General features: G+C 59.7%; 17 protein-coding genes. 9 read left to right on the top strand and 8 right to left on the bottom strand.

Annotated elements, in window-relative coordinates:
- Window positions 1–48: 48 nt before the first annotated feature.
- From CLU80_RS07260 to CLU80_RS07280, 5 genes are all read right to left on the bottom strand, one after another.
- Window positions 49–552: a CS1 type fimbrial major subunit gene (locus CLU80_RS07260; RefSeq protein ID WP_176471310.1), complete on the bottom strand. Its 504-nt coding sequence runs from the start codon at window positions 550–552 to the stop codon at window positions 49–51.
- A gap of 33 nt (window positions 553–585) precedes the next feature.
- Window positions 586–1,329, bottom strand: a complete 744-nt coding sequence (locus tag CLU80_RS07265) for a pilus assembly protein (RefSeq protein ID WP_095125889.1) — start codon at window positions 1,327–1,329, stop codon at window positions 586–588.
- A gap of 44 nt (window positions 1,330–1,373) precedes the next feature.
- Window positions 1,374–2,588 carry a hypothetical protein gene (locus CLU80_RS07270; RefSeq protein ID WP_099757075.1) on the bottom strand — a complete coding sequence of 405 codons (1,215 nt, stop codon included), beginning with the start codon at window positions 2,586–2,588 and terminating at the stop codon, window positions 1,374–1,376.
- Between the two features lie 4 nt (window positions 2,589–2,592).
- Window positions 2,593–5,115 (bottom strand): CS1-pili formation C-terminal domain-containing protein, encoded by a 2,523-nt coding sequence (locus tag CLU80_RS07275; RefSeq protein WP_095048322.1) that lies wholly within the window; start codon window positions 5,113–5,115, stop codon window positions 2,593–2,595.
- A gap of 123 nt (window positions 5,116–5,238) precedes the next feature.
- Window positions 5,239–5,718: a CS1 type fimbrial major subunit gene (locus tag CLU80_RS07280; RefSeq protein WP_099757076.1), complete on the bottom strand. Its 480-nt coding sequence runs from the start codon at window positions 5,716–5,718 to the stop codon at window positions 5,239–5,241.
- Between the two features lie 499 nt (window positions 5,719–6,217).
- Between CLU80_RS07280 and CLU80_RS07285 the strand changes: the two genes are divergently transcribed.
- Complete coding sequence (locus CLU80_RS07285) at window positions 6,218–6,793, top strand: PadR family transcriptional regulator (protein WP_093430616.1); 576 nt, start codon at window positions 6,218–6,220, stop codon at window positions 6,791–6,793.
- Window positions 6,790–7,578: a siderophore-interacting protein gene (locus CLU80_RS07290; protein WP_099757077.1), complete on the top strand. Its 789-nt coding sequence runs from the start codon at window positions 6,790–6,792 to the stop codon at window positions 7,576–7,578. Before CLU80_RS07285 ends, CLU80_RS07290 begins: the two co-directional genes overlap by 4 nt.
- A gap of 102 nt (window positions 7,579–7,680) precedes the next feature.
- Here the strand turns inward: CLU80_RS07290 and CLU80_RS07295 are convergent, their stop codons facing one another.
- A complete protein-coding gene (locus CLU80_RS07295; protein ID WP_099757078.1) occupies window positions 7,681–8,322 on the bottom strand; it encodes a Pr6Pr family membrane protein in 642 nt (213 codons plus the stop codon).
- Window position 8,323: 1 nt separating this feature from the next.
- Complete coding sequence (locus tag CLU80_RS07300; RefSeq protein ID WP_007916799.1) at window positions 8,324–8,554, bottom strand: VF530 family protein; 231 nt, start codon at window positions 8,552–8,554, stop codon at window positions 8,324–8,326.
- Window positions 8,555–8,854: 300 nt separating this feature from the next.
- On the opposite strand from CLU80_RS07300, the gene CLU80_RS07305 reads away from it, so the two are divergent.
- The 3 genes from CLU80_RS07305 to CLU80_RS07320 all read left to right on the top strand — a co-directional run bounded on the left by CLU80_RS07305 (window position 8,855) and on the right by CLU80_RS07320 (window position 13,744).
- Window positions 8,855–10,216, top strand: a complete 1,362-nt coding sequence (locus tag CLU80_RS07305; protein ID WP_099757079.1) for a carbohydrate porin — start codon at window positions 8,855–8,857, stop codon at window positions 10,214–10,216.
- Between the two features lie 220 nt (window positions 10,217–10,436).
- A complete protein-coding gene (locus tag CLU80_RS07310) occupies window positions 10,437–12,848 on the top strand; it encodes a glucose/quinate/shikimate family membrane-bound PQQ-dependent dehydrogenase (RefSeq protein WP_099757080.1) in 2,412 nt (803 codons plus the stop codon).
- Window positions 12,849–13,378: 530 nt separating this feature from the next.
- A complete protein-coding gene (locus CLU80_RS07320; RefSeq protein WP_099757082.1) occupies window positions 13,379–13,744 on the top strand; it encodes a DUF6124 family protein in 366 nt (121 codons plus the stop codon).
- A 62-nt stretch (window positions 13,745–13,806) separates the two neighbouring features.
- Here the strand turns inward: CLU80_RS07320 and CLU80_RS07325 are convergent, their stop codons facing one another.
- Complete coding sequence (locus tag CLU80_RS07325) at window positions 13,807–13,995, bottom strand: hypothetical protein (protein ID WP_099757083.1); 189 nt, start codon at window positions 13,993–13,995, stop codon at window positions 13,807–13,809.
- A 690-nt stretch (window positions 13,996–14,685) separates the two neighbouring features.
- On the opposite strand from CLU80_RS07325, the gene CLU80_RS07335 reads away from it, so the two are divergent.
- The 4 genes from CLU80_RS07335 to CLU80_RS07355 all read left to right on the top strand — a co-directional run bounded on the left by CLU80_RS07335 (window position 14,686) and on the right by CLU80_RS07355 (window position 24,340).
- Window positions 14,686–15,060, top strand: a complete 375-nt coding sequence (locus CLU80_RS07335; RefSeq protein WP_099757085.1) for a DUF6124 family protein — start codon at window positions 14,686–14,688, stop codon at window positions 15,058–15,060.
- A 208-nt stretch (window positions 15,061–15,268) separates the two neighbouring features.
- Complete coding sequence (locus CLU80_RS07345; RefSeq protein WP_099757087.1) at window positions 15,269–20,995, top strand: membrane-targeted effector domain-containing toxin; 5,727 nt, start codon at window positions 15,269–15,271, stop codon at window positions 20,993–20,995.
- A 276-nt stretch (window positions 20,996–21,271) separates the two neighbouring features.
- Entirely contained in the window at window positions 21,272–23,689 is a 2,418-nt protein-coding gene (gene lon, locus CLU80_RS07350) for an endopeptidase La (RefSeq protein WP_095048331.1), read from the top strand.
- Window positions 23,690–23,947: 258 nt separating this feature from the next.
- Entirely contained in the window at window positions 23,948–24,340 is a 393-nt protein-coding gene (locus CLU80_RS07355) for a protease inhibitor I42 family protein (protein ID WP_093430626.1), read from the top strand.

Here is a 24,340-nt window from a genome sequence, read left to right on the forward strand (position 1 = left end):
CCCCCCATAGGCCCGGGCTTGCGTGCTCTGGGTCAGGCCAAACCGCACTCATTCCGCCCCCGGTGCCCTGGCATTGAACATCAGCACCACACTGCCGTGGTAATCCCCGGAACGATAGCCGCCCTCCGGCTCGATCGGGTCGATTTTCAACGCCACGCGTTTGCCCCTGGCGGCTTCTTCCACGGACAACACCTGGCGCGGGGTGACGTGCGAACTCAGCTCGACATCATTGAAGGAGACCAGCAGATCGATCACTTCGCCGGGGCGGCCATTCTCCAGATAAGGATCGAACGCCAGACGCGCTTCAATCGCGCTACTGTCATGGTGCACATCGAAATTGCGCATCAGCCCGCTGAGGGTCGAGCGCTGATAGTCCCACTCAAGCCGCTGTGGCCGGTGAATCCAGTCCGGTTCTGCCGGAATGATATAGAACGGGCGGCTGGGAATGGTCAGGGACACTTCGAAGGTGTGCTCTTCGCGCGCGGCCCACGCCCCGGCGCCGGTCAGCGCAGTGGCGACCATCAGCGCGGCGGCGGTGCATTGCTTGATCATGTTGGTTACCCGATGGGTCAATGGAAAACAAACCTAGCGACTGGCGGTCTTCATGCTTTTTTTCTCGCTGCCTTCGATCAGAAAGAAGCGGTATTCGCGGCCCTTTTCCTTGTCGAAGGCAAAGGTCTTGCCCGCCAGCACGTGGTGTTTGGTGGTCGCGCCGCAGTCGCTTTCTTTGCTCAGTGAACAGCTCTTGAACTCATCGACAATCAGCACGGTGTTGCCATCGTTACGCAGTTCATAGCGTTTTTCGGTGTCATTGATGACGGTGGCAAAACGCGCGTCCTTCGGCCGCACAAAGAAGATCGTGCCGAACCCGGTCATTACGTTGACCCCGGCTGAAAGCGAGTTTTTGTAGTCTTCGCGCTCCTCGCTGCTGACCACGAATTCGTCTTCCTTTTCCGGTACCACCGGGACGAAGCGCACGCGGAAATAGCGCTCGCGATCGCGCTCGCCCATGTACAGCAAACGCGTACCCTGCATGCCCTGCGCCGGGACGATCAGCCGCGCCGGACTGGCCATCACGCCATTGCGTGAAGCACCGTCGGCAGCGTTTTGCACGGGCACTTCCTGCGGCACGCCATCGGCGCCGTAGATGATCTCAAGCACATTGACCTTGACGAAGGCCGTGGCATCGCCGCTATTGAATACGCGTTTCAGGTAAGTACTTTTATCAGCGTCGAGATAGTCGTAGACGGTGCCGACATTGATTTGCGGGCCGGCCTGCGCCGTCAGGCAACACATGCTGAGCACGCCCAGCAGAAAACCACGTTTCATCGCGTTCAACTCCATGAAAATCGAAATGGGCCGGACTGGAGCGCTCACGCATCCGAGTCCCAGATAATGGTGATGTTGCCGCGTAGCCGGTCGTTCTTGCCGGGGCGCAGGAGGAAATCGATCGCAAACGGGTCCAGCTCGAAATGCAGCGCGCCGGGCTTGCGCTCGACATAGAGGCTGGGCTGGAACGGGCCGACCCAGTTGTTGAAGTTCAACGGCATTCTATTGACGGGGCCATTGCCGGCGCCGTCGATTCCCGCGGGCAAAGTCATCGAGACCTTGACCGATGTGGTGTCGCCCGAGGGGCTGCCAAGATTGCAGTACGGCCCGCCCTGGGAATTGCATAGCATCATCACCTTGAAGCGCGAAGATGCCGAGATGAAGAACGGTTGGTCGCGAAAGATCCGCTTCGGCTTACGCCCGCTGTCGATCCACTGCGCCCATCCGCCTTCGGGTTCCAGCGACACTTTGCTGCCACCCGGCGGGAGATCGACTTTGAGGGTGTGCTGTACGTCCAGTACGAAGTCGAGGGTCAGCCTGCCTTCGTCCGGCTGAAAAGCCGCGCCCATGTCAAAATCGCCACCGGGTCCCATCGAGTATTCGATGGATCCGGTATACAGACCGCTCGACATGCTCAACGGGTTGGGGGTTCTCAGCTCATACGCAAAATCGATCTTCTCGAAAGACATCGAGGGGATACGGAAAGCAGCGGTCTTGGTGCAGGGCGCTTGCACAGGCGTCTGCCAGAAAAAGCGATAGGTGCGAGCGCTGTACCCGGACACGCTAGTGCCTCTGCAAGGCGCGGGGGCGTAGAGCCAACCGCTAAGGGACGTCCAGAGGATGTCATGGCCTGTCGGGTGCTCCACCCCGGTCAGTTTTTCCACGGTATCGCTCAGGATATAGTTGGAGCCTATGCCGGTGATGCGCACCTCTACGGTTTCCGTTTCCTGAGTATCCTGATTAGTCACCGTCAACCGTTTCCAGTCGGCGGGGGCCTGCACTGAGACATCGTCACCCGGCATAAGCTCGCCGGTTGAGCTATAGCCGACAGGCAACTCGATGCTGAACATGTTGGCGCTGGCGCACTGCGCAGGGAAGTTCACGCAATAGCCGCTATTGGGCGTCTGGTTGACGAACAGGTTCTTGCCCGGTTGCGAAGAATCGGGTTGAAACAGCGCACGGATTTCCTGATTTATCGCCTGTGCCGTGGGCATGCTTAGCGCCAGCAGCAATGCACAACCACCTGTAAGTTTTTTCATAAGATCAACCTGCCTTCTGTTCGGTGGAGGTAGCGTCAGCGAGGGTGTCCGGCGTGCAGCGCAGATCGCCGATCATCAGCACATTGTTTTCGCTGCGATGGTCGGACTCGTTGAGGCGGAACTGGCAGAGCAACTGGTTGCCCTGACGCACTTCCAGGGTCGGTGAGCCGGCGTTCATTTCCATCGAGAAGAACCCGTCGACTTCGCTCACCCCACGGCTGGCGTGATTGATCACGTGATGGCCCTTGAGCGGCCGCCCCTGGCCATCCACCAGTCGGCCGAGTACGGTCATGGTTTTCATCACGCGGACCTTGCGGTACTCCACGCCACCCTTGTTCAAGTGATAGCGGGTGCGCGGCGGTTCGATGGACGCGGCCGGTACGTGGTTGCCCTCGAAGTCGAAACTCACCGAGCTGTTCTGGTACGCGGTGATCGGGATGAAATTGCGCCCCGGCTTCAACGCCGCACCGCCACCGCTGAAATCGTCGGCCCGCAGAACGATGTCCTCGATGTCCGACTCGACGTCGACAATCAGCCCGGCGCCGCGCACTTCGGTCTGACTGGTCATGAGCATCTGCTGCGCACCGACCACCAGCGTGCTGTCGAGGTTGAGGCCACCGGTGAAATTGCCGTTGTAGGAGGAGCGCTGAATAAAGCCGTCACCATTGACCGCGTCGGTGCGGAAGTTGGCCAGGCTGGCGACGCCCACCCCGTAGGTGTCGGTGAGTGCCGTGACCGACACGTTCTGCAAGACGTGATCCCGGAAATCCTTGCGCCAGCCGAGCGAGGCGTTGTTGTCACGCGCACCGTCACGGGCCGTGCGTGAGCCGATACTGCCGCTGATCTGCTGACCGGGGGCGCCGAGCGCCATGTTGATGCTCAGGTCGACCCCGCGATTGCGCGCATCGCCGCTGCTGAAACTGCCCGGCCGATCAAAAATCGACAGGCGCCAACTGGCATCGCTGCCCAGCACCATCGTGCGCTGGGTCCAGCCCAGATCGACGCCCATGCCTTCGACATTGCCCTCGCTGTGCGAGACCCGCGCGTTGACCGAACTCTTGCTGCTGAGGCGATGGTTGAGCGCCAGCGAGGAATTGCTGGTCTGGCCGATGAACACATTGCGCGGGCGCACCCGGGTGCCGTCCGGCAACGTGTCGTAGGTATTGGTGGTGTCGAGCCAGCTGCGGTTATGGCTGACGACAAGACTGCCGGCGCCGTAGTTGTAGAGGCTTTGCAGATCGAGACCGGTGCCGTAATCCTCGGTCTTGTAGACGTTGGCGTAGAGGCTGATGTGATTGGCCAGGGTCCAGTCGATGGACGTGCCGTATTGCAGTTTTTCGCGAATCTGTCGCGCCGACAGCCCGAGGATGACGCGCGGATGCAACAGGTAATTCACCGAAGCGCCCGCTGTCGGGCTGCCGCTGGCCTGGGTGTCCCAGTTGCTCAGCAGTTTCTGTTCTTCGCCGGCAAAGACGTTGTAGCGCCAGCGCTCGTCGAGGTTGCGCCAGTTGTTGGGCTTGTACACCAACTCCTGAGTAGTGGAGGTGATCTGGCCGTCTTCGATCAGCCGGACTTCCACCTCATAAATGCCACCGGGCAGCGGCCGGGTGTCGAGGGTCTGCAAACCGGCCGGCACCGATTGGGTATTGATCAGCAGGCCATCGCGCCAGATCTCGACGGAACCCTGGCGGTTGGCCGTGACATAGATCGGATAAACGCTGGGCATCGGGCTGTTGATGGCCAGGCTGTCGGAGCTGCCGTACATCACGCCGACGGCGGTGTCGGGACTGCTGCCGAACGTACGCGGCTGGCGTGTCAGCCCTTCGGAATTGGGGGTGAAATAGCCCAGGCGGAAAAAACTGCCTTGCAGTTCGCGCTGGGTGTGCAGCTCTTGAACGGCGTGATAAAGCTTGTCGTCCGGACCGCCGAGACGGGCCACTTGCAGATTCAGTGTCTGACTCCAACTGCCCAGACTTGAGCTGGCTTCGAGGCCGAAACGCCCGCCGAGATCCTGATCCTGGCCGCCATTGAGGTTGAGCTGGTTACGCACCATCAAGCCATGACTGCCACCATCAGGCTGTTCGAAGTAACGCTTGGCTTCAACGTCGCGTTCGGCATTTTCGGTGAGAATCGAGACCAGCGAGTTTTCCAGGTTGTAATGCACCGCCAGAAACTGGTCCGGGCAGGAACCGCTGCACGCACCCAAGGGCACGCCGGGTTTCAGATAGCTCGCCCATTTTTCCCGCTCGGCGGGGCCAAAACGATTTTCGCTGGTGTCAGTGAATTCGAGCAGGGTGAGGCGATCGTCGCGGGACAACACCACCATGGCCTCACCCAGTGGTTGCTGATCGACTTCGACCCGTACCGCCAGCGGTACATCAAAGAAATGCTCCTCGAAATCCGCCGGCAAACCCTTGGCCTGCGCCAGCAGACTGCGGGGTGTGGTGCCGGTGGAGTTGGAAGCCACAGCTGCGCTGGCACAAAACAACAGCGCAAGCGCAGCCGCGATGGGTGTCATCGGGAACATGAACGCGTACTCGGATAACAAACAATGGAAGTCCGTCGAGGCAAACAAATCGTCAGCCCCGACGGTCAAGCGTCAACATTGAAGTTGGGCTTAGTGCCTGATCGATCGATCAAGTGACTGCTGTTATGGCGTCACGGCGTCGAAGATCATCGCCACGGCCCCGGTGTAATCACCAGGCTGGAAGTTGTTGCCCACCGCGCTAATGTTCAGCGGCGCACGGTAGTTGACGTCGGACTCGGCTTCACCCACGACCAGTTGCGGAGTCAGGGTCAGTTCCTTGTTGTTGAACAGCACGCGCAGTTCGATAGAAGTACTGCCCGAGATCAGTTTTGGCAGGCTCTCGAGGCTGGCGTGTACCGAGCCGTTATTGTTGCGCACGTCGAAGAAGCCATTGACGTCGCGCATCTTGCCGGTGGTTGGCTGATAGCTCATGTCCTGGTCCTTGTTGACCAGATCCGGATCGGTCGGCACCACATAGAAACCGTTGGTCGGCACATGCGCGACAAGGCTGATCGAGTGCGACGCTTCACCAGCGGCGAATGCGCCAGTGGAACCCAGTGCCAGAAGAGCCAGTGGAGCGGCGATTGCGAGTTTCTTGAACATCGTTATGTACCTGTTTTCTTGATAGGGGGATGAACATTGAAAGTTCAGGTAAATCATTGCCCGAGTTGAGCCAGATCAACTTGAACGTTCAACGCCTAGGCATCATCGACTGTTGCCTCTGGAAAGTAAGCAAGCAACTTCCGATAACCTCGTAGTTAAACAACCCCATGACCCGCCAGAAAAAAGAACAAAATAACGATATTCGAAACAGTAACTGTAAGTTATCCCCTACAGACAGTTTAAATTAAAAAACCATACAGCAACTTCGCCCCGACAGTACGGCAACTCAGGGTCATTTAGAACATATACTCTACATCAAATAGAGTGATGACTTTAACTTTCAAGTTATCGCTGACTTACACCCCCCTGAAAAATCATCGCTTGCATTGGCGGGTGGGCTGCCGCTCGTCAGCCGAGGTCGCGACGTGGGGAAAAACGTCTTGCGCAGACGTTAAGATATATCTTAAGTTGTATCTAAACACGACGAGAGAAGACCGAAATGAGAGACCATCATTCCCCCCACCGCGAACACGGCGACGGCCGTGACGGCTTCGAGAAGCGCCCCGGACGTGAGCGCGGCGGCCGTGGCCCACGGGTATTCGCCCCCGGTGACCTGAAATTGCTGCTGCTGGCGCTGGTGGCCGAACAGCCGTGCCACGGCTACGACCTGATCCGCCAGATCGAAGGCATGTTCGACGGCGCGTACAGCCCCAGCCCCGGGGTGATCTACCCGACCCTGACCTTTCTCGAAGAGAGCGAACTGATCACTGGCGACGCCGAGGGCGGTAAAAAACGCTACAGCGTCACCGAGGCCGGTCGTTTATCTCTCAGTGAGCAAGCGGTCGCGCTGGACGGCGTGCGCATGCGGATCGATGTGAGCAAACGCTCACTACGTGGCCATGATCGGCCGCCGGAAATCCACGAAGCCGTGCACAACCTGCGCCATGCCCTGCAAATGCACCACGGCCGCTGGAGCGCCGCAGAAATCCTGCGCGTGCGTGACCTGCTTAACGACACCGCCAAAGCCATCGTCGACGGCCCTGCCGTTCAACCTGCCCCGGAGAAAGCCGAATGACTGCAGTCGATACCCAAACCATTCACCGTGTGATGCACGAAATCAAACGCCGCAAGCTTGAGGTGTTGCGCGTGGTCGACCTGACCCCGCGCATGCGCCGCATTACCCTCGGCGGGCCGGAGCTGGCCGGGTTTATCAGCCTGGGCACTGACGATCACGTCAAACTGCTGTTCCCGCAGAACGCCGAACAAGCCGCCGCGCTGGAGACCATGGTGCTCGGCGCCGGCAAGGACGATGGACCAAAACCGGAAATGCGTGATTACACGCCGCGTCGCTACGACCTCGATGCGCTGGAACTGGACATCGATTTTGTCCTGCACGGTGACGGCCCTGCGTCGACCTGGGCCGAGCAAGCGCAACCCGGGCAATACCTGCACATCGGCGGCCCGCGCGGCTCGATGATCGTCCCGGATATTTTCGACAGCTACTTGCTGATCGGCGACGAAACCGCCCTGCCCGCCATCGCCCGCCGCCTCGAAGGCCTGGCGGCCAATCGCAAGGCCTTGGTGGTGATCGAAGTGGAAAACGGCGCCGAACAGCAAGTGCTCGAAAGCGCGGCGCAGGTCAATGTGATCTGGGTGTTACGCGAGGGTAGCAAGGACAACCTGCTGGCGACGGTGAAGCAACTGCAGGTGCCTAAAGGCAATCTGTATGCGTGGGTGGCGACCGAAACGAAAGTTTCACGGCAGATTCGCCGGGTGCTGATCGATGAGCATGGGCTGGATGAACAGCTCATCAAAGCCGTCGGCTACTGGCGCGCTGAAGGCACTTCCGAAGAAGAGTGATATCCCTTGTAGGAGTGAGCCTGCTCGCGATAGCGGAGTGTCAGTCAATAAATTTGTAACTGATCCACCGCCATCGCGAGCAGGCTCACTCCTACAGGTGCTTTAACTTCGTGCAAGCCTCCAGCGGTCGAGGCCAATGACCAGCAAGCCAATCCCCACAAACCCCAGCAATATCCCCCCGGCATTCAGCAGCACCTGTGGATAACCCAACAGCGCCACATCAATGAACGGATACGCATACGCACCGAGCAAATGCCCGCGCAGCAAGGCGTAGATGAAATACACCAGCGGATAGATCAGCCACACCGGCAGATGCCACAACCGCAGCGTGCCTTTCGGTACGCAGAGCCACCAATAGCCAAGAAACAGCAGCGGCATCACGTCGTGCAGCAACTCGTCAGCAATAAATTGCCAGCCTTCCGGGTGCCACAAATGCCGCAGCAAAAGGCTATAGGCAAGCCCGACCACAGCAATACTCACGGCAATGCCACTGCTGACCCACGGCTGCAAAAACCAGCCGCGCGCGGCGGATTCGCGAGCGGTCACGGCACAGGTCAGCACCGTCGCCACCAGCGTGTTGGTCAGAATCGTGAAGTAGCTGAAAAAGCTCACCAGCCCGCCCAACAGGCTGGCGCCGACGCTTAAACGTGCGAAGAAAATCAGATAAAGCTGAATGCCCAACCCCGCCCAGCCCAATATGGCTGCGCAGGTGATCAGGCGGCGGCGCCAACAACCGGCATGCATTTCAGAGCGGTCGCTTGGTGCGCATCAATTTCACGTACAGACGCTCGACCTTCTCGCGCGCCCATGGCGTTTTACGCAGGAACGTCAAGCTCGACTTGATGCTCGGATCACTCTTGAAGCAGCGAATATCGATGCGCTCGGCCAGTCCCGACCATTCGTAATGGCTCACCAGTGCATTGAGGATCTGTTCAAGGGTGACGCCGTGCAGCGGATCGGGAGTTTGTTCGTTCATGCCAGGCCTTTGGGCGAAGTGAAAATGCGGAAGCCGCGCACCTTAGCCGAGGGGCTGACCGGGTGGAAGGCCTGACTTCAAATGTAGGCCAACCTGGAAAGATCGCAGGCCACGACCCGGCCGACAATGCGCCCGTTTGCCGCACTGTTACCGAATCCGAAACGCTGCATGTTCACAAAAGGCCTTTGTCTTTTTGTAACAGATCTTTATCCTGCCGCCCTTCCGCTGAATCGCTTCACTGCCTGCGACATATTGAAGCGCTCGAATTGCACCCCGAAAACACCAAAAAAAGACTGAGCCATGCCCGATTTTTCCTTCTCCCGAGACAGCGCTATCTCAACCCTGCGCACCCTTGGCGGCTTTACCGCCCTCGGCCTCGCCACTTGCGTTCAAGCGGCGCCCGCGTTCGACAGTGAATCACCGTACATGCTCGGTGACTGGAACGGCACGCGCACCGAACTCTCGGAAAAAGGCTACGACTTCAAGCTCGATTACACCGGCGAAATGGGCAGCAACCTGCACGGCGGCTACGACCACGACCGCACTGCGCGCTATAGCGATCAGTTCGGCCTGGGCACGCACCTGGACTTGCAAAAGATCCTCGGCTGGGACGACGCCGAATTTCAACTGACCATCACCAAGCGCAGCGGCAACAACATCAGCAACGACCGCATCAACGATCCGCGCGTTGGCGGCTTCACCTCGGCCCAGGAAGTCTGGGGCCGTGGCCAGACCACGCGCCTGACGCAGATGTGGTACCAGCAGAAATTCTTCGATCAGAAACTCGACATCAAGGTCGGTCGTTTCGGCGAGGGCGAAGACTTCAACAGCTTCCCGTGCGACTTCCAGAACCTGGCGTTCTGCGGCTCGCAGGTCGGCAACTGGGTCGGCGGCATCTGGTACAACTGGCCGGTCAGCCAATGGGCGCTGCGCGTCAAATATCACCTGACCCCAGAGCTGTACGCACAGGTCGGCGCTTACGAGCAGAACCCGTCGAACCTCGATCGCGGCAACGGTTTCAAACTCAGCGGCAGCGGCACCCAGGGCGCGATCCTGCCGATCGAACTGGTGTGGACGCCGAAACTCAACGGCCTGCCGGGTGAATACCGTGCCGGTTACTACTACAGCAACGCTAACGCCAGCGACGTCTATAAAGACAGCCACGGCCAACCGGCGGCCCTGAGCGGTGAAGCCTATCGCAGCGCGTCGAGCAAACACGGCGTGTGGCTGGGTATTCAGCAGCAAATCACCAGCATGGCCAGCGATAACTCGCGCGGCCTCAGCGTGTTCGCCAACGGCACGATGCACGACAAGAAAACCAACGCGATCGACAACTACGTGCAGGCCGGCATCACCTACAAAGGCCCGCTCGATGCGCGCGCCAAGGATGACATCGGTTTCGCCCTCGCCCGCGTGCACGTCAACCCGGCCTTCCGCAAAAATGCCGAAGCCAGCAACCGCGCCAACGCCGTGTACGACTACGACGATCCGTCCTTCCTGCCGCCGCAAGACACCGAATACAGCGCCGAGCTGTACTACGGCGTGCACGTGACCAACTGGCTGACCGTACGCCCGAACCTGCAATACATCCGCCACCCCGGTGGCGTGAACAACGTCGACGACGCCTTGATCGGCGGGATCAAGATCCAGTCCTCGTTCTAAACGATTTACGTAAATCCATTGTAGGAGTGAGCCTGCTCGCGATAGCGGTGTTTCAGGCGACATCTCCAGTGACTGAAACACCGCCATCGCGAGCAGGCTCACTCCTACAAAAAAGAAATTCGTTAGCTAGACAAGTTTTTATCTGAACCATGCCTGTGCCAAATCGTCATCTAAAGTGACTACAGCGCGGGACTACATAAACGTCACGGAGAATCACACTATGAGCACCGAAAGTGCTTCGAGTCGGGGCCGTCTGCTACCGAGCCTGCTCGGCATTCTGCTTCTACTGATGGGCCTGGCCATGTTGGCCGGTGGGGTCAAGCTGAGCATGCTCGGCGGCTCGCTGTACTACCTGCTGGCCGGTATCGGCATCGCGCTGTCCGGCATTCTGATGCTGATGCGCCGTCGCGCGGCGCTGGGCCTGTACGCCATCGTTCTGTTTGCCAGCACCGTTTGGGCGCTGTGGGAAGTCGGTCTGGACTGGTGGCAACTGGTGCCACGCCTGGCCCTGTGGTTTGTCCTCGGCTTCGTCATGCTGCTGCCGTGGTTCCGTCGTCCGCTGCTGCTTAACGGCCCGGCGCCGATGGGCACTGGCGGTCTGACCGTCGCTGTGGTGCTGGCCGGCGTCACCGCTCTGGCCAGCCTGTTCACCCACCCGGGCGAAACCTTCGGCGAACTGGGCCGCGACACCGCGGACACCACCAGCACCGCGCCAGCCATGCCCGATGGCGACTGGCAGGCCTACGGCCGCACCGAATTCGGTGACCGCTACTCACCACTGAAGCAGATCACCCCGGCCAACGTCGGCAAGTTGCAAGAAGCCTGGCGCATCCAGACCGGTGACTTGCCGACCGCTGATGACCCGGTCGAGCTGACCAACGAAAACACTCCGCTGAAAGCCAACGGCATGATCTATGCCTGCACCGCGCACAGCAAAGTGTTGGCCCTGGACCCGGACACCGGCAAAGAACTGTGGCGCTTCGACCCACAGATCAAGAGCCCGGTCGGCTTCAAAGGCTTCGCGCACATGACTTGCCGTGGCGTGTCGTACTACGACGAAGCCGCTTACGCGAAAACTGAAAACGCTGCCTCGGCGGTGATTTCCGAGGCTGGCAAAGCCGTTGCGCAGGCTTGCCCGCGTCGTCTGTACCTGCCCACCGCTGATGCCCGCCTGATCGCCCTGAACGCCGACACCGGCAAGATCTGCGAAGGCTTCGGCAAAAACGGCGTGGTTGACCTGACCCAAGGCATCGGCCCGTTCACCGCTGGCGGCTACTACTCCACCTCGCCAGCGGCGATTACCCGTGATCTGGTGATCATGGGCGGTCACGTGACCGACAACGAATCGACCAACGAGCCATCGGGCGTGATCCGCGCTTTCGACGTGCGCGACGGTCACCTCGTATGGAACTGGGACAGCGACAAGCCAGACGCCACCGAGCCTTTGGCACCGGGCGAAACCTACAGCCGCAACTCCGCGAACATGTGGTCGCTGGCCAGTGTCGACGAAAAACTCGGCATGGTTTACCTGCCACTGGGCAACCAGACTCCAGACCAGTGGGGCGCTGACCGCACCCCGGGCGCCGAGAAATTCAGCGCCGGCGTCGTCGCCCTGGACCTGGCCACCGGCAAAGTGCGCTGGAACTACCAGTTCACCCACCACGACCTGTGGGACATGGACGTTGGCAGCCAGCCAACCCTGCTCGACATGAAAACCGCCGACGGCGTGAAACCGGCGCTGATCGCTCCGACCAAACAGGGCAGCCTGTACGTCCTCGACCGTCGTGACGGCACGCCGATCATTCCGATCAAGGAAATCCCGGTCCCGCAAGGCGCCGTCAAAGGCGACCACACCGCACCGACCCAGGCCCGTTCGGACCTCAACCTGCTGGCTCCGGAACTGACCGAAAAAGCCATGTGGGGCGCGAGCCCGTTCGACCAGATGCTGTGCCGCATCCAGTTCAAGGAACTGCGTTATGAAGGCCAGTACACCCCGCCGTCGGAACAGGGCAGCCTGATCTACCCGGGTAACGTCGGCGTGTTCAACTGGGGCGGCGTCTCGGTCGACCCGGTTCGCCAGATGCTGTTCACCAGCCCGAACTACATGGCCTTCGTTTCGAAAATGGTGCCACGCGAGCAAGTCGCCGCCGGCAGCAAACGCGAAAGCGAAACCGCTGGCGTGCAACCGAACACCGGCGCGCCATACGCGGTGATCATGCACCCGTTCATGTCGCCATTCGGCGTACCGTGCCAGGCCCCGGCCTGGGGCTACGTTGCCGGTATCGACCTGACCACCGGCAAAGTCGTGTGGAAACGTAAAAACGGCACCAGCCGCGACAGCTCGCCAATCCCGATCGGCTTCAACTTGGGCGTGCCTAGCATGGGCGGTTCGATGGTGACGGCCGGCGGCGTCGGCTTCCTCAGCGGCACCCTCGACCAGTACCTGCGCGCGTACGACGTGAACAGCGGTAAAGAGCTGTGGAAATCGCGTCTGCCGGCGGGTGGTCAAGCGACCCCGATGACCTACACCGGTAAGGACGGCAAGCAATACGTGCTGCTGGTTGTCGGCGGTCACGGCTCGCTGGGCACCAAGATGGGTGACTACGTGATTGCCTACAAACTGCCGGAGTAAGTTTTAGCGGCGGTAAAAATGAAGGCGATGTCCCGCAAGGGACATCGCCTTTTTTTGTGCACGCCATTCCTTAACCCACCGGAGAACCCTGTGGGAGCGAGCCTGCTCGCGAAGGCGTCAGCACATTCAACATTTACGGTGCCTGACACACCGCTTTCGCGAGCAGGCTCGCTCCCACAGGTTGAAAAGTGTTTATCCGTGGGAAAGGTGCTCGTCCTACAGACGTTGAAAATTGCGCGGAGTTTTCCGACAAGTCGCGTCGGTTGTGCCTCGGAAATGGGGTGGGTAGGCTCGGGGGGTCGCTGCAAATTCAGCGATGGGGCGTCGCGGCCCGATAACTGATGCATAATCGCCAATCTGACGGCACCTCGGTGCCCGTTGTTTGTGTCATGGCGGCTGTGCGCGGGATACCGTCCTTGGAGGTATGCCGATTTCTCAGTTATCGGTCCGCGAACCCGCGTACAGCTGCCACCTCAGATTGCGTCGCGGCAATCGGAGGCAGCTCCACTATCACCAACTGAGTATTCATCATGAAAAAGCCAACACCCAATCCACCTGAAACCGAAGACACCACCCCCTACGAATTCCCCGGCTCGAAGCGATTCCACGAAGCCGCCGAACGCGCGCTCGACCACTACCTCAAACCCAACGCCTTGACCCTGCGCTTTCACAAACCCAGCACCATGTTCCAGGTCGCCCCCGAACAGGACAGCGAAAGCCTGCTGGTCCACGCCTGCGAATCGCTGGCCCAGGCCAGCCTCATGACCAGCGACATCGCCGCCTACATCGACCTGCCGCAGCGACGCACGATTCTGGCCATCCAGCAAATCATCATGCTCGCCGAACTGGCGGTGAACCGCGTGCTGGATAACCACGAAATCCCCGCAAATACCTGACAACTCACCTTGTGCGGGAGCTGCCGCAGCTCCTGCACAAGGTGAGCGTTAGCCCGGCCGATTCAAAAAGCTTTGCCTCCACTTTTCATCCGCTGCAATCGCTCAATGATCAATTGCTCGGCGTGTTTGCGGGTCTCAAGCAACAAACTCTCATCCGTTGCGCTATAGATCACCTGATAACGCAGACCTGGGGTGTCGGAGGAGTATTCGCGGATAGTGAAGCCTTCGTATTTCGTATCGGTATATCTCATGGTTTGATTCCTTGAAGTCAGTAAATTGGCATGCGCCGTCCTGCCCAAGGGCGCCTGGTTAATCTCGGATCGACCGGGGCAATGTGTCTACTGTCAGAAATTACAGGGGTTCAAGACCGGTTCGAAGTAAACCGCAATGAATTTTGATCTATGAGTTAACCGTCAGATTGAAGATGACTCCCGAGAGGCATCGCCTTTTTTGTGCACGCCATTTCTGTACCCACCGGAGAACCCTGTGGGAGCGAGCTTGCTCGCGAAGGCGTCAGCACATTCAACATCTACGGTGCCTGACATACCGCTTTCGCGAGCAGGCTCGCTCCCACAGGTTGAAAAGTGTTGGTCTGTGGGAAAGGTGCTCGTCCTACAGACGTTGAAAATTGCGCGGAGTTTTCCGACAAGTCGCGTCGGTTGTGCCTCGGAAATCGGCTGGATAGGCTCGGGGGGTCGCTGCAAATTCAGCGAACGGGCGTCGCGGCCCGAGCAGTTCATTCGATTTGATGCATAATCGCCAGCCCAAACTGAAGCGCTCAGGTGCTTGTTGTCTGGTTTGATGGTGGCTGTGCGCGGGATACCTTCGGGTATGCCGAGATTGCCGAATGGCTCGGTCCGCGAACCCGCGTACAGCTGCCACCCTCCGTCGCGTCGCGGTGATTGAGAGTGACAGCCCCACTTATCATTCGGAGCTTCACCATGAAAAAGCCAACACCCAATCCACCCGAAACCGAAGACACCACCCCCTACGAACTCCCCGGCTCGAAGCGATTCCACGAAGCCGCCGAACGCGCCCTCGACCACTACCTCAAACCCAACGCCTTGACCCTGCGCTTCCACAAACCCAGCACCATGTTCCAGGTCGCCCCCGAACAGGACAGCGAAAGCCTGCTGGTCCACGCCTGTGAATCCCTGGCCCAGGCCAGCCTGATGACCAGCGACATCGCCGCCTACATCGACCTGCCGCAACGGCGCACGATCCTGGCGATTCAGCAGATCATCATGCTCGCCGAACTGGCCGTAAACCGCGTGCTGGATAACCACGAAATCGCGCAATCCCCAACACACAGCTAACCCCCTGTGGGAGCGAGCCTGCTCGCGAAGGCGTCAGCCCATTCAACCGTTTGGGTGACTGACACAGCGCTTTCGCGAGCAGGTCTGAGGGCCGTTCGACGCACTCGAACACATCGAGAGATCACTCCCCTCCTATACATATATACCACCCGCCCCCCACTGCCCCTCGCCATGCTGGCCGCTCACCCTCAGCATGGAAAAAATGCCCATGAACCTCGCCACAACCCCCACCTCCGAAGAGGTCAAAAACGATCTCAACGCAATCGCCCATCACCTGTTCAATACATCAACCCCGCTGCTTCCCGAACAAAAACCGAGTACCGAACAGGCCTTTCTGAAACGCCTCGGCGAACAACTGAAAACCTATCGCACCAGCTACCTGCAACGCAGCCGCGAGCTGTATCAGGCGCTGGAAAACAGCGATCTGCAGAGCGACGAAGGCAAACAACTGATCGCCACCCTGAAAGTCAGGCTGGCCACTCAACTGATCAACATGGATCAACGCGACCGGATCGACGATAAACCGGCGAAAACCTTCCTCAAATATGACGCAGGCTTCACCGCCATCGGCCACGAAGCCAGACAGGCCGTCACCGACCGCTTGCTGCACCCGCAAGCCGGCGAACTGCTGCAAAAACTCGATGCGGTGCCGATGCTGCGTCCGGCCATGTACGCGCTGCAGTTCAGCTATCAAGACACCACCGTTGAGCTGGCCGGCGCCTTTGTGGTCACGGAAAAGGACACTCGCCAAGTCAAGGACCTGCTGACCGACCAGAGCATGGGTTTCGCCCTGCTGTTTACCCCCGCAAGAGGCATCGAATTCTTCAACTCCCTTGCTGATCTCGACAACCAACTGCGCACATTGCTGAACCAGGCCAGCGGTAGCGAGGAGTTCATGTCCATGTTGCCGACGCGCTATCACGCCGTCGGCGCAGCAGGGATCTGGCCGCTGCTGCTCGCGCCAATCGACAGCAGACCGTTGTTCGAACACACCTACGACGCGCTGATCGAAAAACGCACGCAGGATATCGAGCGTGCCCTGAGCTTCGCCGAAAACCCACAGCAAGACCCCAGGCAATTGCTCACCGCGCTGGACCGCGCCATTGCCGCTGCCCTGCCGGATCTCACGTCGCGTCTGGAATTACGCGCGCAAACCTTGTTCGAGCGCCACCTGCGCTACAGCGCACCGGACTGGTTTCGAAGCGCCAGCACCGCGCAAAAAGACGCACTGGCGCAGCATCTGCGCAACTATCAGCAGGCGCGGCAAGACCTGCTCGACTTGATGGAGCCGGCCGGCAGTCTGACGGCACTGGCCCGCCAGCAATGGCTGGAGCGCCTGAGCGAAGACCTGGAAATCGACGATCTCGAGCCGGCAAAGTTAAGCCTTGCGACCGATCGCCGAGTGCCGGGCTACGGCGTTTATGTGCATCAATCCAGCCTGCTCGAGCTGTCCTTGCGCGGCCCGCACACCGGCGATGAATTACCGGGTTCGGAGTTTTTGAAGTACACCACCCTCACCTACGATGACGCGCCTTTGCCGCCAGCCTACGCGGACGTGACGCCGGCGTGGCTGATCAGGCAAGCCGTGGAGTTGCAGCCTCGGATTGACTTCAATCACTTGCAAAATGAGCTGCAGGCCAGGCCCGCAATCAAACCTGCCATCGAGCAGATGCTCGATAAACGTATCGTCGCCCTCGCTCACACGGCGGTGCTGCAAGGGCACTTGCTCGACAGTGACTTGCAACTGATCCAGCGCCTGCGTGACGGTAGCGATGCGCGCCTGCGCGCCGCCACCCTGTCGCTGCACGGCGCCCAGTTGCAGGATTTGTGGGTGCTGCGCCAGAACGATGACCGCGGCGCGCTCAAACGGCTGTTGCTGTGCACACCACAGGCGCCGCGAACGCAACAATTCCAGGCCTTCGACAGTGAGCGCGAATGCCAGACCCACCTGCTGGGCTGGGCCAAACACAGTGATGCCGCCGACAGCATGGCCGGCTACCTGATCAGCCGTGCGCCCATGCGCTTTCGCGCAAAGCTGCGCCACGTGTTGGCCGGGCTGAGTTTCAAACCTGAGGCGCTGGAGCATCAAAAGGTCACGTTCGCTCACACCGGCAGTCATCCCGATTGCCTGCGCGCGATGGCTGAACATGTGCTCGCCACACGGATCGACGACTATGACTTCAGTACACCGCTGTGGTATCGCTCCACCACGGCTGCCAACCGCCGAAAGCTGACGACCCTGAGTGAAGACGCCGAAGGCGCCTTGCGCGCGTTCAACAAGCATGCCTTGTCGGGCAGTCGCTTTCCGGCGTTTGATGACTACGTGCACGAGCAAGCCAAAATCAGCTTGAACCGCTTGCTCAAGCGCACCACCAACGATGTCGATCCGGATACCGTCTGGGCTTACTCGCCGACCGCCATCGTGCGCTCGTGGACGCCAAAACCTCTGAACTACACCACGCTGTATCGCGATGGCTACGCCGACGGCGTCGGTTTTCTCGATGAGAAATTTTCCCGCTCGGCGCGCTTCAGAGGCCCGCAGGGCATCGATATCAGCAGTCTGACCGCACAGAATGTCGCACGCTCGATCACCGGTGTGTGGATCGGCCAACGCTACATCGACAAGGTCAAGGCTGAACTGCAAAGTTCGACGAGCGAAGGCTATGACTTCCGGCGCAACACGACCCTGGCCATTACCCAGCGCCAGATGAAAAACGCCGCGCTGGAATGCCAGCTGCAGGGCCATATCGCCAGCCATGATCTGCAATGGCTGGAGCAGAGTATCGACAGCATGGCTGAAACTTCCGGCTCCATGCGCACGACCTATCCGCTCCACCGTTTGATGATCGACGGCGAATGGGTGCTCGATGCGTGGCTGTTCAGCCATGGCGCCAACCCGGTTCTGCTCTACACCCCCGAGGCGCCCGACGGCGTCGCTTTCCGCGAAGCGCGGCTGTTCAATTACCTGCTTCAGCAGCAGTCCGGCATGCTCGAATACCTGACGTTGCGCGTCGACGTCAGCGCCCGGACCCGGGTTCGCACATACCTTGAAAACATCAAGAAAGGGCTGCCCAAAGACCTCAATAAAACCACACCCAGCCCTGCACGCTACGACTCGACCCGCGCGGTCGCGGCGGTCAGTGACCTGCGCACTGTCCTTTACGACATGAAGTTGCAACGTCGTATCGACGACGTTAACGCCACCACCACCAGCCGTGCCGAGATGATCGCCGGTCTGGTCTGGAACAGTATCGAATGGATCACCGCCATTGCCACGGCGCCGTTCCCGCTGCTGAGCCTGAGCACCGGCCTGCTCCTGGCGTTCAAGGACGCCATGCTCGTGCTGCACGCGTACCGTCAGGGTGACCACGGCGAAGCGTTCCAGCACCTGGTCGGTTATCTGTTCAACAGTGTCGGCGCGTTGCTGACCGACCTGCGTCCGGCGCTGCGTTCGCTCAAAACTGTGCCCCGGCCTTTGCGACAGAGCATCGCCAGCGCCCTCAACGAACAACGCGATGTCATGACCGTGATCGAACAAGTGGAACCTGGCCCCAAGCGGAATGAAATGAGTGCGGTGTTTTTCAGAGGCCAGGTGTACTACATCCGGGAAAATGCCGACTTACTCGGTCGTCATGTGCTCTATCTGAACAACCCGGAATTCGGCGCCCCCCTCTCGAGCGGCATTCTCGCCGTGCGCAATTCCGACGGGGTGATGGTGCGCGCCGGCGTGTCCGGCGGTGCGCCGAAGTACGAGGCCGTGCCAGAGCCAGACGGTCCGCACAAGATCTATGGCGTCGAGCCCAAATACCGCCAGCGCATCGAAACGGTGATGAATCCGCAAACCCGGGAAAACACCCTCCTTAGCAGTCAAGACTACATGGGCACCGATCCCCGCTTGATCCTTGTCGGGGTCGTGGAACGCCTCGCCTCGACACGCACCGCCTACCTGAAACAGGTCGAAAAGCTCAGCAAAGACGCCGCCGCGCATTTCGCTGACCTTACCGCGCTGCCAGCCCGCGCCCAAGTCCCGCCGATCGCCGACGACTTGTCATTTACACAGTTGATCGCCAGTGACGCGGTCAAAGGGAAGAATCTGGTGATCGGCGCCCAGCCCGGTTCGATCGCCAGCAAACAACTGCTGATCAATCATCTGGACACCCTCGTTGAAAGTGGCTTCAAGCGACTTTACGTGGAATACCTGGCAGCGGATGTCTTCAAGGCGAAGCTGGAAAAAATGAACAAGGGGAAATCCTGGAAACACATCGAAAAACATCTTGAAGCCGTCGACCGTGCGCTGGGCCATGAGCAGGACGCGCCATTTTCCTATCTGGCACTGGTGCGTACCGCTCGCGAAAAGGGCCTGAAAATCCATGCGCTGGATGCTTCGACCAGCTACAAACTGGAAGGCGCGCTGGTACTGGACGAGGTCTCGCCATTGACCCCTCGCAGCAACAGCCTGAGGAATTTCTATTCGCACAAGACGCTGGCCGCCGATATCGCCGACGCGCCTGATGAGCGCTGGGTGATCCTCACCGAACAATCACGCATGTCCACCTTCGACAACACCCCCGGCCTGGCCGACTTGCACGCGGCTGTCGCCGTGCGCGTGGAGGATGTCGCAGAGGGTCAGGCGGCACGTATCGGCCTCGATTCAGCCGGGGCAATCGCCGGGGATTCGGCCGCCAAGGGCGATTATCGTGTGCAATGGCCGACGGCGTACAAGGCGCCTCAGCCCGTCTCCAGGCCAGCAGCGATTACCCCCGTTGTCGAGCATTTCAGCGAGTACGATATCCCGCCCTCGATGCGCGACGATATTGCGCAAATGTTGCATCAACCCTACGCCATGGATTCACGCTACAGCCCGACCGTACCGAGTGAAAAAAAGGCGTTCGACGCGTTCATCGCCCACCGCAAACGTCTGGAGAAAAAGGCCAGGGACGCATTTACTTACTACACGCCCCCCGAAGCGGCCACGCTGCCGACGCTCACCTCAGACACCACGTTCGAGGCGTTTTTGCAGCTGCTGACCGACGGCCGCTTGAACCTGCTGATCGGTGAGGCCCATAGCCACGTATCGAGCAAAGCGCTGCTGAAAAAGTACATGAAGGCGCTCAAGCAAGCCGGGTATGACACGCTCTACGTGGAACATCTGTTCACCGATTTGCACCAGGCCGATCTGGATACTTTTTTTCGGACACAGCGCATGCCGGACAGACTGAAGAATTACCTGCTCGTTCAGGACCGTGGCCAAATGCCGACCTATAACGGTAACGATACCTACACAGAGGTGCTCCAGGCGGCGGCCAAGTACAAAGTCCGTATCAGGGCCCTCGATTGCACGGCGTCTTACCACCTCAAGGGTGTGTTTAACGAAGATATCTCGCGAAACGAGATGTTCAGCTATTTCGCCACCCATGTGATCGATGCCGACCAACTGGCACATGGGCCGCACAAGTGGGTGGCCCTCATCGGCAATGCCCACACCAACTACAACCTGGGTGTGCCGGGTCTGGCGGATACGCTCTCGGCGGTCAGTCTCCACGTACGCGACACCGCTCCGGAACTGGCCAGAGATATCCATCGCGGGACCTGGAGAGCGGTGGCCAGCGAGCGCGGAACCAATAGCCGGGCCTTGCGCAGCGATTTCCTGTTGGAAGTGGCCGTCGCCGGCAAGAAAAAACCAGCCCTGACGCCGGCCGTCGAGCGCAGCAAACTGACCCGACCCGGGATGTTCATGATCGAAAATACGGATACGGGCGAGCTCCGTCTGGTGCATAAATCCAGGTCCGGCGACATCGTTGAGACACCGATTCAGGTCAATGACCACGGCTTGTTTTTCATTGATCGCTGGGAGAAAAAAGATGAGCGTTTCAAATATCTGGGGACCTTGATCGATATGCTGGTCAGTGATCTGAAATTGACCGAGGTGAAATAACCGTCAGGCCTGACCTGCGCATTGCCAACCACCACTGGGCTTGACGGCCCGGTGGTTTTTTATAGCCCGGATGCCACCGCTCTGCGCCTTACAGCAATAGCGCAGGCCAATGTCTCAGCGAGCGTGTTTCGGGTGGCGTTCAGATGGAAACAACGATCGCCAAGTGCAGAGAAACCCTGTCAAAACCCTGAACACACAAGCAGAAACATCGCCCCCCATTGAAACCACCCAAGGCCTGCCCCATCTAAGACCCATACTCCATTGCGCAGGTGCCCCATGAGCGACCAGCAAGAATTCCCGGAAAACCCCGACGACTACACCGAAGCCGAACACATCGAACACACGTCTTCCGGCAAAGGCCTTGCCCTGCCCGGCCAGAACCTGCCGGACAAGGTCTACATCATCCCGATCCACAATCGCCCGTTCTTCCCGGCGCAAGTCCTGCCAGTCATCGTCAACGAAGAGCCCTGGGCTGAAACCCTCGAACTGGTCAGCAAATCCGAACACCACTCCCTGGCGCTGTTCTTCATGGACACGCCCCAGGAAGACCCGCGCCACTTCGACACCGGCGCCCTGCCGCAATACGGCACCCTGGTCAAAGTCCACCACGCCAGCCGCGAGAACGGCAAACTGCAATTCGTCGCCCAAGGCCTGAGCCGAGTGCGCATCAAGACCTGGCTGAAACACCACCGCCCGCCGTATCTGGTGGAGGTCGAATACCCGCACCAGCCCACCGAGCCGACCGACGAGGTCAAGGCTTACGGCATGGCGCTGATCAACGCGATCAAAGAACTGCTGCCGCTCAACCCGCTGTACAGCGAAGAGCTGAAGAACTACCTCAACCGCTTCAGCCCCAACGACCCGTCGCCGTTGACCGACTTCGCCGCCGCGCTGACCTCGGCCACCGGCCCCGAACTGCAAGAAGTGCTCGACTGCGTGCCGATGCTCAAGCGCATGGAAAAAGTCCTGCCGATGCTGCGCAAGGAAGTCGAAGTCGCGCGCCTGCAAAAAGAGATTTCGGCAGAAGTTAACCGCAAGATCGGCGAGCATCAGCGCGAGTTCTTCCTTAAAGAACAACTCAAGGTCATCCAGCAGGAACTCGGCCTGACCAAGGACGACCGCAGCGCCGACCTTGAACAGTTCGAGCAACGCCTGGAAGGCAAAGTCCTGCCAGCGCAAGTGCAGAAGCGCCTCGAAGAGGAAATGAACAAGCTGTCGATCCTCGAGACCGGTTCGCCCGAGTACGCGGTCACCCGTAATTACCTCGACTGGGCGACGTCAGTGCCGTGGGGCGTCTACGGCGAGGACAAACTCGACCTCAAGCACGCGCGCAAAATCCTCGACAAACACCACGCTGGCCTCGACGACATCAAGGATCGCATCCTCGAGTTCCTCGCCGTGGGTGCTTATAAAGGCGAGATCAGCGGCTCCATCGTGCTGCTGGTCGGCCCGCCAGGCGTGGGTAAAACCAGCGTCGGTAAATCCATCGCTGAATCACTCGGCCGGCCGTTCTACCGCTTCAGCCTCGGCGGCATGCGCGACGAAGCCGAGATCAAGGGCCACCGCCGCACCTACATCGGCGCGCAGCCGGGCAAACTGGTGCAGGCGTTGAAAGACGTCGAGGTGATGAACCCGGTGATCATGCTCGATGAAATCGACAAGATGGGCCAGAGCTACCAGGGCGACCCGGCCTCGGCGCTGCTGGAAACCCTCGACCCGGAGCAGAACGTCGAATTCCTCGACCACTACCTCGACCTGCGCATGGACCTGTCGAAAGTCCTCTTCGTGTGCACCGCCAACACTCTGGATTCAATCCCCGGCCCATTGCTTGACCGCATGGAAGTGATTCGCCTGTCGGGCTACATCACTGAAGAAAAAGTCGCCATCGCCAAGCGTCACCTGTGGCCGAAACTGCTGGAAAAGGCCGGCGTGTCCAAGGGCAGCCTGAGCATCAGCGACACCGCGCTCAAAGCCTTGATCGACGGTTACGCCCGTGAAGCCGGCGTGCGTCAGCTGGAAAAGCAAATGGGCAAACTGGTGCGCAAAGCGGTGATGAAGCTGATCGACGAGCCGAAAGCGGTGATCAAACTCGGGCCGAAAGACCTCGAAGCGTCACTCGGCCATCCCGTGTTTCGCAACGAACAAGTGCTGTCCGGTACTGGCGTGATTACCGGTCTGGCATGGACCAGCATGGGCGGCGCGACGTTGCCGATCGAAGCCACGCGGATTCATACGCTTAACCGTGGCTTCAAACTCACCGGGCAACTGGGTGATGTGATGAAGGAGTCGGCGGAGATCGCCTACAGCTACGTCAGCTCGCACCTGAAACAATTCGGCGGCGACGCGAAGTTCTTCGACGAAGCCTTCGTCCACCTGCACGTACCGGAAGGCGCGACACCCAAGGACGGTCCGAGCGCCGGCGTGACCATGGCCAGCGCCCTGCTCTCGCTCGCACGCAATCAGCCGCCGAAGAAAGGTGTAGCGATGACCGGCGAATTGACCCTGACTGGGCATGTGCTGCCGATTGGCGGGGTGCGCGAGAAGGTGATTGCGGCGCGCCGGCAGAAGATTTTCGAGTTGATTCTGCCTGAGCCGAACCGGGGCAATTTTGAGGAATTGCCGGATTATCTGAAGGAAGGCATTACGGTGCATTTCGCGAAGAAGTTTGCCGATGTAGCGAAGGTATTGTTCTGACAGAAAACCCCTCACCCCAACCCTCTCCCGGAGGGAGAAGGAGCTAATTGCGGAATATTGCAGAGTTACACCGACCTGAAAGTACTTCGCTGAATCCATAATCGACTCGGTCTTTCAGGTCGATGTATGACACAAGACACCTCGGTCAGTCCCCTCTCCCTCTGGGAGAGGGTTAGGGTGAGGGCTTGGCGTTGTCACACTTTGTCTCATCTTCAGTTATGCTCGCCGTTCGTCGTAAACGCCGGAGCCTCTGACCTTATGTCCCCCACTCGCCTGTTTGTCCCCCTCGCCCTTTCGTTGCTGGCCGCCTGCGCCACACAACCGAAACACAACGTGACCGTGGAAAAACAAAGCGAATGCCCCGTACGGCTGACTAACGGGCAAAACCTCATCATCATGCTGCCAAGCAACCCGACCACCGGCTATCGCTGGGCCATTCAGGATTCGGCTGGCGGCGTATTGCGTGCACTCAGCCCCGAGGTCTACAGCAATCCGGAAGACGCCGGCGTCGTCGGCGCGGCGGGCGTATCGACCTGGCGCTTTCAAGCATTTGCCCCCGGCACCGGGCGTCTGCGCCTGACCTCGCAACAGCCATGGGCACCGGAAGTGCTGCCCGTGGAAACCTTTGACTGCGCCATTTCGGTGAACTGA

Source organism: Pseudomonas sp. 29 (genome assembly GCF_002754355.1).
Classification (GTDB): Bacteria; Pseudomonadota; Gammaproteobacteria; order Pseudomonadales; family Pseudomonadaceae; genus Aquipseudomonas; species Aquipseudomonas neuropathica.

Excerpts from the sequence above, each read along its gene's own strand:
- CLU80_RS07260 (WP_176471310.1), bottom strand. The coding sequence starts at position 552 with ATGATCAAGCAATGCACCGCCGCCGCGCTGATGGTCGCCACTGCGCTG.
- CLU80_RS07265 (WP_095125889.1), bottom strand. The coding sequence starts at position 1,329 with ATGAAACGTGGTTTTCTGCTGGGCGTGCTCAGCATGTGTTGCCTGACG.
- CLU80_RS07270 (WP_099757075.1), bottom strand. The coding sequence starts at position 2,588 with ATGAAAAAACTTACAGGTGGTTGTGCATTGCTGCTGGCGCTAAGCATG.
- CLU80_RS07275 (WP_095048322.1), bottom strand. The coding sequence starts at position 5,115 with ATGTTCCCGATGACACCCATCGCGGCTGCGCTTGCGCTGTTGTTTTGT.
- CLU80_RS07280 (WP_099757076.1), bottom strand. The coding sequence starts at position 5,718 with ATGTTCAAGAAACTCGCAATCGCCGCTCCACTGGCTCTTCTGGCACTG.
- CLU80_RS07285 (WP_093430616.1), top strand. The coding sequence starts at position 6,218 with ATGAGAGACCATCATTCCCCCCACCGCGAACACGGCGACGGCCGTGAC.
- CLU80_RS07290 (WP_099757077.1), top strand. The coding sequence starts at position 6,790 with ATGACTGCAGTCGATACCCAAACCATTCACCGTGTGATGCACGAAATC.
- CLU80_RS07295 (WP_099757078.1), bottom strand. The coding sequence starts at position 8,322 with ATGCATGCCGGTTGTTGGCGCCGCCGCCTGATCACCTGCGCAGCCATA.
- CLU80_RS07300 (WP_007916799.1), bottom strand. The coding sequence starts at position 8,554 with ATGAACGAACAAACTCCCGATCCGCTGCACGGCGTCACCCTTGAACAG.
- CLU80_RS07305 (WP_099757079.1), top strand. The coding sequence starts at position 8,855 with ATGCCCGATTTTTCCTTCTCCCGAGACAGCGCTATCTCAACCCTGCGC.
- CLU80_RS07310 (WP_099757080.1), top strand. The coding sequence starts at position 10,437 with ATGAGCACCGAAAGTGCTTCGAGTCGGGGCCGTCTGCTACCGAGCCTG.
- CLU80_RS07320 (WP_099757082.1), top strand. The coding sequence starts at position 13,379 with ATGAAAAAGCCAACACCCAATCCACCTGAAACCGAAGACACCACCCCC.
- CLU80_RS07325 (WP_099757083.1), bottom strand. The coding sequence starts at position 13,995 with ATGAGATATACCGATACGAAATACGAAGGCTTCACTATCCGCGAATAC.
- CLU80_RS07335 (WP_099757085.1), top strand. The coding sequence starts at position 14,686 with ATGAAAAAGCCAACACCCAATCCACCCGAAACCGAAGACACCACCCCC.
- CLU80_RS07345 (WP_099757087.1), top strand. The coding sequence starts at position 15,269 with ATGAACCTCGCCACAACCCCCACCTCCGAAGAGGTCAAAAACGATCTC.
- lon (WP_095048331.1), top strand. The coding sequence starts at position 21,272 with ATGAGCGACCAGCAAGAATTCCCGGAAAACCCCGACGACTACACCGAA.
- CLU80_RS07355 (WP_093430626.1), top strand. The coding sequence starts at position 23,948 with ATGTCCCCCACTCGCCTGTTTGTCCCCCTCGCCCTTTCGTTGCTGGCC.